At 58.2% G+C, this 14,554-nt stretch carries 10 protein-coding genes and 1 pseudogene; 7 read left to right on the forward strand and 4 right to left on the reverse strand.

Annotated elements, in window-relative coordinates:
* Positions 1–76 precede the first annotated feature (76 nt).
* From WMP97_RS08810 to trhA, 4 genes and pseudogenes are all read left to right on the forward strand, one after another.
* Positions 77–1,711, forward strand: coding sequence for a histidine-type phosphatase (locus tag WMP97_RS08810; protein WP_340440326.1), 1,635 nt, complete (start codon positions 77–79; stop codon positions 1,709–1,711).
* 247 nt (positions 1,712–1,958) lie between these two features.
* On the forward strand, positions 1,959–3,167 hold the full coding sequence (locus WMP97_RS08815; RefSeq protein ID WP_340440328.1) for an alpha/beta hydrolase: 1,209 nt from the start codon (positions 1,959–1,961) through the stop codon (positions 3,165–3,167).
* A gap of 88 nt (positions 3,168–3,255) precedes the next feature.
* A pseudogene (locus WMP97_RS08820) lies at positions 3,256–6,912 on the forward strand (type ISP restriction/modification enzyme).
* Positions 6,913–7,030: 118 nt separating this feature from the next.
* Complete coding sequence (gene trhA, locus WMP97_RS08825) at positions 7,031–7,744, forward strand: PAQR family membrane homeostasis protein TrhA (protein ID WP_340440342.1); 714 nt, start codon at positions 7,031–7,033, stop codon at positions 7,742–7,744.
* Here the strand turns inward: trhA and WMP97_RS08830 are convergent.
* Positions 7,741–8,901 carry an asparaginase gene (locus WMP97_RS08830; protein WP_340440330.1) on the reverse strand — a complete coding sequence of 387 codons (1,161 nt, stop codon included), beginning with the start codon at positions 8,899–8,901 and terminating at the stop codon, positions 7,741–7,743. The two genes, trhA and WMP97_RS08830, sit on opposite strands and share 4 nt — an antisense overlap.
* A gap of 134 nt (positions 8,902–9,035) precedes the next feature.
* Positions 9,036–10,046 (reverse strand): acyl-CoA thioesterase, encoded by a 1,011-nt coding sequence (locus WMP97_RS08835; RefSeq protein WP_248100187.1) that lies wholly within the window; start codon positions 10,044–10,046, stop codon positions 9,036–9,038.
* Between the two features lie 33 nt (positions 10,047–10,079).
* On the opposite strand from WMP97_RS08835, the gene WMP97_RS08840 reads away from it, so the two are divergent.
* From WMP97_RS08840 to purM, 3 genes are read left to right on the forward strand one after another with little or no spacing between them, the layout of a single operon-like run.
* Positions 10,080–10,484, forward strand: a complete 405-nt coding sequence (locus WMP97_RS08840; protein ID WP_248100189.1) for a sterol carrier family protein — start codon at positions 10,080–10,082, stop codon at positions 10,482–10,484.
* Positions 10,485–10,494: 10 nt separating this feature from the next.
* Positions 10,495–11,991: an amidophosphoribosyltransferase gene (gene purF, locus WMP97_RS08845; RefSeq protein ID WP_248100191.1), complete on the forward strand. Its 1,497-nt coding sequence runs from the start codon at positions 10,495–10,497 to the stop codon at positions 11,989–11,991.
* Positions 11,992–12,009: 18 nt separating this feature from the next.
* A complete protein-coding gene (purM, locus tag WMP97_RS08850; protein WP_248100193.1) occupies positions 12,010–13,062 on the forward strand; it encodes a phosphoribosylformylglycinamidine cyclo-ligase in 1,053 nt (350 codons plus the stop codon).
* 86 nt (positions 13,063–13,148) lie between these two features.
* Here the strand turns inward: purM and WMP97_RS08855 are convergent, their stop codons facing one another.
* Both WMP97_RS08855 and ygfZ read right to left on the reverse strand, forming a co-directional pair.
* Entirely contained in the window at positions 13,149–13,343 is a 195-nt protein-coding gene (locus tag WMP97_RS08855) for a DUF3073 domain-containing protein (RefSeq protein WP_023019866.1), read from the reverse strand.
* A 140-nt stretch (positions 13,344–13,483) separates the two neighbouring features.
* Positions 13,484–14,548, reverse strand: a complete 1,065-nt coding sequence (ygfZ, locus tag WMP97_RS08860) for a CAF17-like 4Fe-4S cluster assembly/insertion protein YgfZ (RefSeq protein WP_284835435.1) — start codon at positions 14,546–14,548, stop codon at positions 13,484–13,486.
* Between the last annotated feature and the right edge of the window lie 6 nt (positions 14,549–14,554).

A 14,554-nucleotide genomic window follows, 5' to 3' on the forward strand; every position in this document is an offset into this window, starting at 1 on the left:
CTTTCCGTAACGTCAGCGGCCTACCGTGGGTGTGTCCCTCTTCAAAATATCCACTACTCATGGAAGCTAACGTTCAATGCGCATTCGTACTCTCGCTCTTATTGTCGCCGTTGCGTGTGCCGGTGGAACAGTGCCAGCCACGGCCGCCGAGCATGGTTCCTATTACTCCACCAAGCAGCACTATGAACCGCAGGGGCGGGAGTATTCCGAAGCTCCCGCAGGATTCCGACAGATCTATACCTCCACGGTGGACCGGCATGGCTCGCGTGGGCTGTCTAGCTTTAAGTATGACGACCTCGCGCAGCAGATGCTGGAGTATGCTCAGGAGCGTGGTGAGCTCACGGATTTAGGAGAAAAGCTCATTCCGCAGGTAGAAGCGATGATTTCCGTGAATGAGGAATTGGCCGGTGGCGCCGGACAAGACGCCGGATACGGAAACCTCACCGCAGTTGGGCGGGAAGAACTGCGGGGGATTGGTCAGCGCAATGCGCAACGCAATGCTGAGCTTATGCACAGCATCGACAGGGACGACTCCAAGGTGAAATTCATCTCTTCGGGTGAAGACCGCGCTAATGACTCTGGTTGGAATTTCGGTGCGGCGTGGCTGAAGGAAGCTCCCACTCTTGCTGACAACCTCGTGGACGGAACCAACGATGGTCATGTCACCATCGAGCCACGCACCGACCTGATGTATGCGCATAAAGATAAGAAGTCACCGTCGTACGAAAAATATTCGGCGTGGAAAGACTCACCGCAGCTACAGGAAAAGATCCAGGAAGCTTATTCCAAGCCGGCCTCCCAAGAAGCATCGCAGGAGTTGCTGTCCAAGATTTTCACCTCGGATTTTGTCGATGAGTTAAAAGATGGGTCCATTTCATTTAGCGCCCGTGAAAAGGATGGCAAGACAGTAGAAGGAATAGTGGACGCCGCGCTGCAGTTCTACAATCTGTACATCATTGCTCCAGCACTTGCTCATGAGGAGAAAACCCCTGCTGAGGGGTGGATATTTGATCAGTACATGGACGATGCGAGCGGGCCTACCTTTGCATACCTATTGGATGTAGAAGACTTCTATGAGAAGGGGCCGGCTATCGAGGGTCGCACTGTTTCTTACGACAATTATGAGCCACTGCTTGAGGAAATGATTGAGGGCGTACAGGAACGCGCGGCCGGTGGTGATATAGCTGCGGAATATAGGTTTGGTCACGCGGAAACTATCATTCCGCTCGCCGCATTGCTGAAAACACCTGGCTCAGAGAATGGAGTTCCCGCAGGAGAGCTCTACACCTGGCAGAACTCGGATTGGCGTGGTGACGAGGTCTCCCCAATGGGAGCAAATATCCAGTGGGATGCCTTCCAGAATGACAATGGCGAGACCCTCGTGCGCATGCTGTACAACGAGAAGGAAATTCCCTTCAAGGAGGGGTGTGAGCCAATAAGTGAGGGCTCGACGTTTTATACCATCGATGAGCTGTCCGCTTGTCTGCCGCTTGGTTCTGTCTCTGACCACTCTCAAGCTCATATTGATTCCACCGCGGACAGCGGGTACAAGCCACAAACAGGAAGTAGCGTTGCCTCTTCACAGTCGAAGATGTGGGCGGTAGTTGGTGCTCTCGTCAGCATACTGACTATTGCAGTTGGAACTGTGTACATTAACCGGCAGCAGATAGAAAGTCTGCTACATAAGTTCGGCATCCAACTTCCCTTTTAGTATCGGCAAGGTTTACTGAGTGGCCACTGCCGAGTTGATGCTGGGCGCTCTTGGCCTCTGTTATAGGTGTGGGGAGACGGGAACAATACACATTCATTCCGACTTATGTTCGGGATAGCGTGCCAGTGGCGTTGTAGGCGAGCTACACAGCCAGCTAAGCCGTATTTCTAACCTGCTTTGTCTTTGTCAAAGGCCAGGTAGGCTCCGCCACAACGAACTCTAAGCACCAGGGTCTACCCTGGCGGGCATGAAGGTTATCGCCCGGCTGCTCTCGATTCCGTTGACACTTATAACAATGCTGGTGCTGTGGCTAGCGGTCTCGCCCTTTACCCCGCACATTTCATATTGGGGCGCTGGATCGCTCATCGGGCCGCAGTACATAGGGCCGCTGTTGCTGATCGCGCTGGTATTGGTGATCTTGGCGGCGCTGGGCGCGTTGGCCTCGCGCAGCTGCTACGTGCCAAGTGTGTTAGCTGGCATTGCCTTGGTAGCGAGCGTGGGTTTATTGGGAACACAGATTCATGCCGCAAAAGAGCAGGGAACCGACGTCGATATCCCGGCGGCCTTTACTTGGACCGGCGTTGAGAAGGCCGATGAAGGCCCGGATCATACGGTGACATATGACTCCTTCAACGGCGATGACCTCACCATGGATATCTACTCTCCGGAGACACACAGTATTCGCTCCGGCAGCAGCCATCCGCGCAAGCACCCGGTGATGATGTATGTCCACGGCGGCGGTTGGGACCAGATGACTAAGCGCTCCCAGGCTTTCAATATGCGGCAGATGGCCCAGCGTGGTTACCTCGTATTATCCATTGACTACACATTGTCTAGCTGGGAACAGCCCACGTGGAAGGTGGCGGCGGGGCAGGTGGGCTGCGCGATGAACTGGGTCAACGCCCATGCCGCAGATTATGGCGGCGACTCGGAGCGCTTCTTTACCTATGGTGAATCCGCCGGTGGGCAGTTGGTCCTGAACGCGACTGCCGATGTCGCCGCACACCCCAGCCAGCTGCCTTTCACCGACTGTTCCGGTACGCCGGCTGTTCCCAGCGCCGTCTATGCGGATTCACCGGCCTTGGATGTGCGCCACATTTATGATTCTGACGACCCCTATGCCGGGCAGGGCTCCCGCGATACCGTGGAGAAATACCTGGGTGGAACGCCTAAGGAATATCCAGACCGCGCGGACTTCGTGACTTCAGCTACGCATCTGACCTCGGATATGCCGCCTATCATGATCGTGCGCAGTGACCACGACCGGTTAGTTCCACCGGCTAGTTACGATGACTTTCGCCAGCGGGCGAAGGACAAAGGCGTAGAGCTTGAAGAGTACGTGCGCCCGCATGCCGATCATGCTTCCGCCTTGAGCGCACACGGCGTATGGAACCAGCACCTGTTGCAGGCTATGACTGAATTCTTTCAAGCCAATGACTTAGAAGATGACCTATAAGGGAAGGATCCTAAACGCTCGGTGCTAAATTGACCAGAGTTAGGCGGCGTAAGCCAGTGGATGGCTGGCAGGTCAGGCATAATGCTTTATGTCAAAATTCTCCGAGGTACTGGATCAGCTGCGCGAAAACCAACCAAAGGCGAAGTACGGCATCGCCTTTGAAAAGCTCATGGTGAATTTTTTCCGTACCGATCCGACTTTGAGAACGCAATTTGATGAGGTCAGCCGCTGGGTTGATTGGCGCTATAACGGCGGCAAGGCGGATACGGGGAATTGACTTGGTTGCCCGCCGCGTGGATGACGGCACGTGGATGGCCATCCAGTGCAAGTTCTACGCTTCCAATGCTCGCATCCAGAAATCTCATCTCGATTCCTTCTTTGAGGCCTCAGGGCATTCCTTTGAGACCGAAAACGGCAGCGAATATTTTGGCAGCCGCATGATTATCTCCACCACTGATTATTGGTCTTCACATGCGGAAGCGGCGTTGGCCAACCAGATGATTCCCACCAGCCGCATCGGCATTTCGACCATTGCCGAGTCCCCGATCAACTGGGACGTGGCGTTCCCGGGCTCTGAGGTCCGGGACAAAAATATCCAAATCAACCTTTCGCAGCGCGAAACCTTTGAACCACGCCCGCACCAGCAAACGGCCATTGATAAGGCCATTGAAGGATTTAAGACCCATGACCGCGGCAAGCTCATCATGGCCTGCGGTACCGGCAAGACCTTCACCGCGCTGCGCCTGGCGGAGCGCGTCGCAGAAGAGAATGGTGGCAAAGCCCGCATTCTGTTCCTCGTTCCTTCCATCTCCTTGTTATCGCAGACACTAAAGGAGTGGACCGCTCAAGGCCGCCTAGACATGCGTGCCTTCGCGGTGTGCTCGGATTCAAAGGTCTCAAAGAAGGCGGAGGACATTGCGGTCTATGACCTCGAGGTTCCAGTATCTACGGACGGTGAGGAGATTACTCAGCGCTTTGCTTCAGGCAAGCGCGCTAAGGGCCTCAATATCGTCTTTTCTACGTACCAGTCCCTGCCGGCGGTCCACGAGGCACAGCAGCAGGGTCTAGATGATTTTGATTTGGTCATCTGCGATGAGGCCCACCGCACCACCGGCATCACCTTGGCTGGTGAAGATGCCAGCAACTTTGTACGCATCCATGATGCTGGCTATATCAGGGCGGCAAAGCGTCTTTATATGACCGCCACGCCAAGGCTTTATGACGACGCGGTAAAGGGCAAGGCCGCTGAGCACTCCGCCGAGCTGACCTCCATGGATGATGAGGGCATCTACGGCCCCGAGTTCTACCGCCTTGGCTTTGGTGAGGCCGTGGACAAGGGCTTATTGACTGATTACAAGGTTCTTGTCATGACGGTTGATGAGTCAGTGGCTGCGGAAGCGATGGCCCGCAGCGACGACAACCAGATAAACCTCACCACGGCTTCGGCGATGATCGGTGCCTGGAATGGTTTGGCCAAGCGCTCTGGTGAATTGCAGGGCAAGAAAGGCGGCTTTGAGGAAAACGCCCAGCCTATGCAACGCGCTGTGGCCTTTGCCAAAGACATTAAGTCCTCACAGCTCATCGCTGATACCTATCCTTCGCTCATTGCCACCCACCAGGAGCTGCTCAAGGATAAGGCAGTGCTGAACGATGTCTCCTTGACCAACGTTGATCTGCGCGTTGCTGCACAGCACGTTGATGGCGGCATGAACGCCATGGAGCGTGGCACCAAGCTTTCTCGGATCGAATCGCCGGCGGATGAAAACGAAAGCCGCATGCTTACCAATGCACGCCGTCTGTCCGAGGGCGTGGATGTGCCGGCGTTGGATGCGGTCGTATTCTTTCGCCAAAAGAATGCGCCCATCAACGTAGTTATTGGCAACCCGCCATATTCTGCCGGCCAAAAGTCCGCCAACGATTTGAACGCCAACCAGAAATATCCGAGCCTGGACAAGCGCATTGCAGAAACCTACGCGGAGAAATCCACAGCCACTAATAAAAACTCCTTGTACGACTCGTACCTGCGCGCTTTTAGGTGGGCCACCGACCGCATCGGCGACCAAGGCATAGTAGCCTTCGCGTCCAATGGCGGATGGATAGACGGCAACACTGGCGACGGCGTGCGCTTATCGATGGCCGAGGACTTCACCGACCTTTATGTGTTTAACCTTCGAGGGAACCAACGTACAGCAGGTGAGCAATCACGAAAAGAAGGCGGCAAAGTCTTTGGATCTGGTTCCCGCAGTACTGTAGCTATAACAATCGGTGTTAAAGATCCAACAAAGTCAGGCTTCGAACTGCACTACCGTGACATCGGCGACTATCTCACCGCAGAGGAGAAGCTTGGCATCGTCGACTCTTCCTCAATTGAAACCATTGACTGGCAAGCCGTTACACCCAACAAGGAAGGTGACTGGCTGAATCAGCGATCGGAAGAATTCGAAACTTGGCCTGTTATCGGCGAGAAGAAGGGAACAAGTAGGACAATTTTCAATGTGTTTTCTGCGGGGCTTCAAACTAACCGTGATTCCTGGGTTTATTCTTCTTCTACCTCAGCTCTTGAGAAACAAGTTGCTACGTTGAGAGATACGTATTCTCAGGCGCTCGAAGCAATCAAGCCAGATCAGAAGGCGAAGGACTTCCTCAAGCAAGAGCCGTGGTTTATCGATTCTACGCGCAGTAAATGGTCCTCTAGTTTAGAGAAACAGTTGGATAGACGGTTAGAGCTGAGGCAGACTGGTTTTACCGTTTCAAGTCTCTATCGACCTTTTCACCGGCAGATTGTCTATTTTGATAGCCAATTGAATCATCGACGCTATCAACTCCCATCAATGTTTCCGACTCCACAGCAATCAAATATCGGATTTTATATTCCCGCAGTTAGTAGTGCCGCTAGACAATTCAATTCATTAGCTACAGATTTGCTTCCTGATTTGTGTTTAAGCGGATCTGGCTCAGGCCAATTCTTTCCCCGCTTCACCTGGTCCGCCGTCGAGGCCGACGACGGAGGACTGTTTAGTGAGGGGGCGTCGTCAAGCAGAGCGAATCCAGCATCTATGGCAAGGTCGGTGAGGTTGTTGATGGGTACGTGCGCGTGGACAACATCACTGATGAGATTAAGACCTCGTATCGGGAGGCGTTGGGCGCTGACGTTACGGGCGATGACATCTTCCACTTTGTCTACGGCAAGCTGCATGATCCTGGTTATCGCACGAAGTATGCGGCGGATTTGAAGAAGATGCTGCCACATATTGAGACGCCGTCGTCGCGTGTGGAGTTCGACAAGTTTGCTGCTGCGGGCCAGGAACTAATGGACTTGCACGTGAACTACGAATCCGTGGAGCCGTGGCCGCTGGACATTCAGGTCAAGGGTGATGAGTCCGACCGTGAGACGTGGCGCGTGCTCAAGATGAAGTGGGCCAAGCGCAAGGACCCGGAAACGGGCAAGAACGTCAATGATGTGACCAAGCTGATCTACAACAAACGCGTGACCATATCCGGTATTCCGGAAGAGGCGGATGAGTACATGCTGGGCTCGCGCTCAGCGGTGGCGTGGTTGATTGACCGCTACCAGGTCAAAAAAGATAAGGCCTCCGGCATTGTCAATGACCCGAATGATTGGGCCGATGAGGTGGACAATCCGCGCTACATCGTGGACCTAATTGGCAAGGTTACTCGCGTGGCGATGGAGACGGTGCGCATTGTTGATGGGCTGGTAGAGGAAGGCTCGGCTGCGGAAAGTTAGCAGCATTTCGAAGCGATTTTCCTTGAAGCCCTCCGGCCACGCCCGTAGACTTACGGTATCGTAAGTTTCTTGTTGGGGTTGGTTGCGGCTAGCAGAAGGGAAGTACCTCGTGGCACAGATGCATGCAGATAGCGCGCCGGGGCCGGGTCTTGTCCAGCGAACCTATTGGATGGCGGACCGCGGGCCTAGGCCGCTTAGCCGTGGCTGGGGGCATGCAATAGCGGCGCTATTGTCGGTGATTGCCTCCGCCGTGCTCATTACCTATGCATGGATGACGCTGCACTGGTGGCAAGGGCTTGGCGTGACTGTCTACGGCGTGGGGCTGGTGGGGCTTTTTGGTGTCTCAGCGCTCTATCACCGCTACCCGTGGGCGAGCGCGCGTGCGGTGCAGTGGTGGCGGCGAGCGGACCACGCGACCATCTCGGTATTTATTGCCGCGACATATACGCCGCTGTGCCTCATCGTGTTATCGCCGGTGCAAGCGGCATGGATGCTAGGCGTTGCCTGGGCAGGGGCGATTCTTGGCGTGATTTTGAACCTGGTGTGGATTAGCCATCCGCGCTGGCTCGACGTGGTGGTCTACCTAGCGCTGGGCTGGCTGGTGCTGCCGCTCTTGCCCACGCTGTGGACACAGGCAGGGGCCGCGGTGGTCTGGCTGCTCTTTGCCGGCGGCGTGGTGTACTCGCTAGGCGCGCTGGTCTATGGCTTTAAATGGCCCGGGCGCAATGCGCGCTACTACGGCTACCATGAGCACTTCCACACCGCGACCATCGCGGCCGCGGTGGTGCACCTCGTGGCGGTGTGGATGGTCGTAGTCCAAGGCGCTGCTTAGTCAGCGTCAGGGAAAAGCTCCGCGGGATCGGTATCGGTCGTAATCGCGGCGGCAAGCAGCATACGTGCTTGGGGAGCGCGCAGGGTGCCAGAGGAGATAACGCCGGCGTCGGCAAGCGTGGCACCGCCACCGGCCCCGCCGTAGATTCCCTCCACTGGGCCGTGATCCACGCGGGTGGTGAGCACCACCGGAACCTTCTTGGCCGCGGCCTGAGCAGCCTGGGCTAGCTCGTCGCCGATATTGCCGGCGCCCATGCCCTCAATGACGATGCCTTCGGCGCCGCTGTCCAAGGAACGCTGGATGAGATCAGCCGGCGCGCCGGGGTAGGCGGCGATAATATCGACGCGGGTATTGCCCAGTGGCTTAAACTTCAGAGCCTTCGGGCGCTGAGGCTGCTTCTCGCCATTGTTATTGGCAAAGCCATCGGCTTTGGACGTATCGGACTTGAAAGCGCCGCGGGCAGGAATGACCTGATCCGCAAAGGCGATAAACGTGCCGCGGCCCCTATTGGCGGGATCGGTGACGGTCTTCACCGCGAGCGCCAAGTTATCCGGGCCATCTGGATTCGGATCATCAAAGGGGCGCATTGCACCGGTTAAGGCCACCGGCTTCTCACTGGCTTGGAAGGTATCGACAGCGATGGCGGTCTCTTCCATGGAATCGGTGCCATGGGTTACCACAACACCATCGACGTCCTTGCGCTGCAGCTCCTTGTGTACGGCCGTGATAATGCTATCGGTATCGTCCAAGGTCATCGCGGAAGAATCCAGCTTAGCAATGTCTTTGACCTCTAACGTGAGTTTGTTGTTATCAAAGGTGCCAGAAAGCGGTTCCACCAACTTGGAGCCAGTAACGGTAGGCACCACCGCGCCAGTCTTATCGTGTGTGCTGGCGATAGTGCCGCCGGTAGAAAGGACCACCACGTGTCCCTCGGCGGTGGCGCGTGGGCCCTCGCTTTCCGTGGCGGAGGTTTCGGTTGCTTCTGTGGTCGCGGGCTCAGAACTGGTGGGGCTGTGCGAGGCGGAAGACTCGGGTGTGGTGGCCGAAGTTTCGTCCGCTGGGCGGTTATCCGGATTCTGGCAGGACGCCAAGAGGCAGGCCGAAGCTATCAGGGCAAGGCCGGTGCGTACCGACCGGCGCAAAGTTGGGGTGTGCATATTCCCTCGTTTCTGTGTGGATATAAGAGCAGACGGCAGGAAACGTCGTCTGCGTATAAGTCCATCTAAAGCAGAAAGAAGGCGTGTTCGCCGCCCACTATGGACTTATTAACACCGAAACGAGGGGAGAGCAGTTAATCGATGTGCTGATTTGTCGGCGCCACCACCAAAGGTTTTGGCGAGTACTTGGCGCGTAGCTCGCGCAGCACGGTGGCGTGCTCGGCCAAGCGCTTATCTTCCTCGGTACGCGGATGGAAGGGGCGGGCCACCTGTGGCTGACCATCATGATCGAGGGCGATATAGGCCACGGTGGCATGGATGGCGGTTTGCAAGTGCTCACGGCCGCCGCGGGGGTTGCCGGAGCGGACGTGGATGGACATCTGCATCGAGCGGGTATCGGTACGCATCATGCGGGCGTCGACCTCGATGAGGTCGCCGATGGAAATCGGGCGGTAGAAGCGGATGCCACCGGCATAGACAGCTACGGTGCGCTCGGCGGACCACTCCATGGTGCAGGCCGCACCGGCCTCATCGATCCATTGCATGGCGGTGCCGCCGTGGACCTTGCCGCCCCAGTTGACGTCGGTGGGCTTGGCTAGGAAGCGGTTGACCATGCGCGGGGCATCGGAAGGCCCGTCATAGGTTTGCTCTTCCATCTCCGCCTCGATGGCCTTGCGCAGCTCAATGCGGGACTTGGCTGCTTCTTCTACGCGGCACTGTTCATCGGTTTCCGGCACGAAGGGCGGCACCGGGGTGGACTTGCCAGTGGCAGGGTCCTTGGCTACGAAGATGACCAGGCAATCGCAGGCGCGAGTGAAGATGCCTTCGCGCGGGTCAGCCGAAAGCACCTCATTGACGATGTGCATGGAAGACCGGCCGGTCATGGCGATGCGCGAGCGTACCTCCACGATGTGCCCGGAGGGGATCGGCCGAGTGAAATGGATATGGCCCACGTATGCGGTCACGCAGTATTGGCCGGACCACTGCACGGCGCAGGCATAGGCGGCCTTATCAATCCATTCCAGGACGCGTCCGCCGCTGATGCCGGGGGCGCCGGCCATGGTGACGTCGGTTGGCGATGCCATAAAGCGCAGCGTCAGCGCCGGCGATTTCTGATTTTCCGCAACGGAAGGCGTAGGTGACATAAACAACAAGATAACAGTAGTTATGATGTAGCTATGAAAAAGCCCGTCGATCCCGCTGCCACCCGCGCGGCCGTCATGGCCATCAAAGACTGGATTGCCGCCCCGGCGGAGCATGATAAGCCAGGTAGGACCCTGCTTGCCGACGCCGTCCGGCGCACCGCTCGCACCCTCGAAGCCGACGCGCCGGGTCACTCCGTGGAGCTGCGCGTACCCCCATTTGTTGCGGTGCAATGCATTGAGGGACCCCGCCATACCCGCGGCACCCCACCCAATGTGGTGGAGACTGATCCGGAAACCTGGCTGCGCCTTGCCACCGGATTGGCGGACTGGGAGGAGGCCGTAAGTACTGGTCGCGTGGATGCTTCTGGCTCCCGCGCGGGCGAAATCGCGCAGTGGTTGCCGCTCATTCCGTTAGTTTCCGGCGGCGCGACAGGCTAAACTCAACGCCGTGGTAGAAGTACATACTCCTAGTATCACCAATCTTGACGATCACAATGAGCAGGAGCCCCGCGAAGAGTGCGGCGTCTACGGCGTTTGGGCTCCCGGGGAGGAAGTCTCCAAGCTAACCTACTTTGGGCTCTTCGCCCTGCAACACCGCGGCCAGGAGGCCGCCGGCATCGCGGTGGGCGATGATGACCGCATCGTCGTATTCAAAGACATGGGCCTGGTGGCCAATATCTTTGATGAATCCACCCTGTCTGCCCTGCAAGGAAACGTAGCGGTGGGGCACACGCGCTATTCCACCGCCGGCGGCAAGGAATGGTCCAACGTGCAGCCCATGTTTTCTACCTCCTCCACCGGGGTAGACATTGCCCTTGGGCACAACGGCAATCTGGTCAACTACCTGGAGCTGCGCGAGGAGGCCGTGCAACGCGGCCTCATCAAGCCGCACGAGGAATCCGTTTCTGACTCCATGTGCTTGTCCATGCTGCTTGCCGACGGCGTGGATGAAGACACCTCCGTCTTCGACTCCGCCCGCGATCTGCTCCCGCGCGTTAAGGGCGCTTTCTGCCTGACCTTTACCGATGGGCACACCATGTACGCCGCCCGCGACCCGCACGGCGTGCGCCCGCTTGTCCTTGGCCGCCTGGCCAAGGGCTGGGTCGTGGCCTCCGAAACCTGTGCGCTCGATATCTGCGGCGCCCAGTTCATCCGCGAGATTGAACCCGGTGAGCTCGTCGCCATCGATGAGGCTGGCATCCGATCCGTGAACTTCGCGCCGGCAAAGCGCCACGGTTGCGTCTTCGAATACGTCTACTTGGCCCGCCCGGATAGCGATATCAAGGGCCGTTCCGTCAACGCCTCCCGTGTGGATATTGGCCGCCGCTTGGCCCGCGAATACCCCGCGGAGGGCGCGGACCTCGTCATCCCAGTACCCGAATCCGGTAATCCAGCCGCCGTAGGCTATGCCCGCGAATCGGGAATCACCTTCGCCCACGGTTTGGTCAAAAACGCCTATGTAGGTCGCACCTTCATCCAGCCCACCCAGACCCTGCGCCAGCTGGGCATCCGCTTGAAGCTCAACCCGCTGCGCGAGGTCATCAACGGCAAGAAGCTCGTCGTGGTGGATGATTCCATCGTTCGCGGCAATACCCAGCGCGCTCTCATCCGCATGCTGCGCGAGGCCGGCGCCGCTGAGGTGCACGTGCGCATCGCCTCCCCGCCGGTGAAGTGGCCGTGCTTCTACGGCATTGACTTCGCCTCCCCAGGCGAGCTGATTGCCAATGCCAGCCCCTCCGACGATCCGGAAACCGTTTGCGCCACTATCTGCGACACCATCGGCGCCGATTCCCTGGGCTTTGTCTCCGTTGAGGAGATGGTGGCCGCCACCGAGCAGCCCCGGTCCGAGCTGTGCACCGCTTGCTTCACGGGCGAGTACCCGCTCGGCCTGCCCGCCGGAAACTCCAATGCAGACGCCGTGCGCACCTTGCTCGGCACCAAATAACAAAGGACTTTTGAAACCATGAGTGACAATACCTACGCCGCAGCCGGCGTCAGCATCGAAGAGGGCGACCGCGCCGTTGAGCTTTTCGCCCCGCACGCCAAGCGCGCCACCCGCCCCGAGGTCCTTGGCGGCCTCGGCGGCTTTGCCGGCCTGTTTAAGCTCGGCGATTATAAGGAGCCCATCTTGGCCGCGGGTTCCGATGGCGTTGGCACCAAGCTGGCCGTGGCCCAGGCCATGGACAAGCACGAGACCATCGGCATCGACTTGGTCGCCATGTGCGTCGATGATCTCGTCGTCTGCGGCGCGGAGCCGCTTTTCTTGCAGGACTATATTGCCGTGGGCAAGGTCGTGCCGGAAAAGGTGGCCGAGGTAGTCAAGGGCATCGCCGAGGGGTGTGTGCAGGCCGGTGCCGCGCTATTGGGCGGCGAGACCGCCGAACACCCCGGCATGATGGAAGAAAATGAATACGATGTCTCCGCCACCGCGGTGGGCGTCGTTGAGGCTGATGGCGTGCTCGGCCCCGATAAGGTCCGTGATGGCGACGTGCTCATCGCCATGGGGTCTTCCGGCTTGCACTCCAATGGCTACTCTTTGGCCCGCCACGTCCTTTTGGAGCAGGCTGGCATGCCTCTCGACGGCCACGTGGAGGAACTCGGCCGTCCCCTCGGAGAGGAACTGCTGGAGCCTACCCGCATCTACGCCAAGGACTGCCTGGCTTTGGCCAGTGAGTGCTCTGTATCCACCTTCTGCCACGTCACCGGCGGTGGGCTGGCCGGCAACCTCGAGCGCGTCATCCCGGAAGGCCTAGCCGCCGATATTAACCGCGCTTCGTGGACCCCGGGTCAGATTTTCAAGCTCATTTCCTCAGTGGGCAAGGTGGAGCTGGCTGAGATGGAGAAGACCTTCAATATGGGCGTGGGTATGATTGCCGTGGTCAACCCTGAAGACCGCGACCGCGCCCTAGCGATGCTTACTGCGCGCCACATCGATGCGTGGGAGCTGGGCACCGTTCGCTCCGCGTCTGGCGAAGAGCCGCGCGTGCTCATGCACGGCGAGCACCCAAATTTCTAAAAGTGTCTTGTCCCGCTAGGGGAGGGCATGAGGAAGGGCCCTAGGAAATCCTAGGGCCCTTGAACTATCCGGCGGCGAGCGGAAGATTAGCGTTCGTCGCGGTCGTCATCCCATTCATCGACGTAGTCGGCGTATGGGTCATCCTCTTCATAATCGCGGGAGTCACCCTCTTGCTGTGCGGCGAGTTCCCGTTGTAGGGACTCGATATCCATCTCGGGTGAGTTGTACTTGAGCTGGCGTGCAACTTTGGTCTGCTTTGCCTTTGCGCGTCCGCGTCCCATGTGCATGACCCCCTTGGGTTAGTAGGGCGCGCCAGGGATTCTTGGGCGCCCCATCGACTTGTCTATTGAGTATCTTCCTGTAAGACACAATAGCCTGTGTGACGAAAAAATTCCGCACCGCCCCCTAGCTAGTGGGAGATCTAACGTCCGCGCAGCCGGTTTACCGCCTCACGTCCGGCCTTGGGGCCCTCATCTTCGGGGATGGAAGAAGGATCGATAGAAGCCGCCGTATCGCCCACCTCTAGGGTGCCGGCGTCCAGCGCAGAGCGCTTCACGAGGCCTAGGGCAATGGGGCCAAAATCGCAGTCATCCACGATCGTGCCGATGCGGCCTACCTTACGTCCATTGAAAGTAATGTCATCGCCCACATTCGGCCGTTGCGGGGCTGAGCCGTCGAGGTGTAGCTGCACCAATAGGCGAGGAGAGCGGCCGAGGTTTTCCACGCGCGCTACCGTTTCCTGACCGCGGTAACAGCCCTTATTGAGGTGGACGTGGGCCGGATTATCTGCGCTACGGCTAATCCACTGCGGTACCTCGTGGGGGATGGATTTATTATCTAGATCCGCTGCCAGCTCCGGCTCACGGGCCCGCACACGCTCGGCGGTAAACGCCATAAGCCCGGCCAGTCGCGCGCCGGATTCCTCCAAGAGCTTCGTTGCCTCAACCAAGGATTCGCGCGGAACTCCCAGGTCAACGCGATTGATTCCGGTCCACTGAACCTGGCGGGAAAACTCCACCATGGGTGGTAGGGGAATATCGGTTTCACCCAGGAGGGTGAGGATGGCGATATCAGCCTCCTCTACGGTGACCTCGGACCAAAAGATCATCATGGTGAGGAACTTGAAAAGGGAGTCGAATTGGGCCGCGGGGACGTCGATAAGAAAGGCGTCTTCGGTGCGGACGATATCCATGTGGTGGAGGATATGTCCTTGGATGTCTAGGTCAAGGGCGCCGGCGCTAAAGCCCACGGGGGCGGTATCCAGCTTTTGCGAAAGCAAATTATTAAGAAACTCGGCGGCGTCCTTGCCGCTGACACGGATGACGCGGCGTTGGGAACGGTCGATGACTATGGTGCCGCCATCGGCAGCTCGTTGCTCACCCAGCGGATTGCCATAGTGCCAGGCCACGCCTTGGGCATCGAGTACGGTTGCGTCCTGGTGCTCCGCGGCACCGGTGCGTTGCAGAAGAGGCGAAGAATAACTCACAACTAC

Origin of the sequence: Corynebacterium sp. KPL4072 (genome assembly GCF_037908395.1) — a bacterium.
Taxonomy (GTDB): domain Bacteria; phylum Actinomycetota; class Actinomycetes; order Mycobacteriales; family Mycobacteriaceae; genus Corynebacterium; species Corynebacterium kefirresidentii.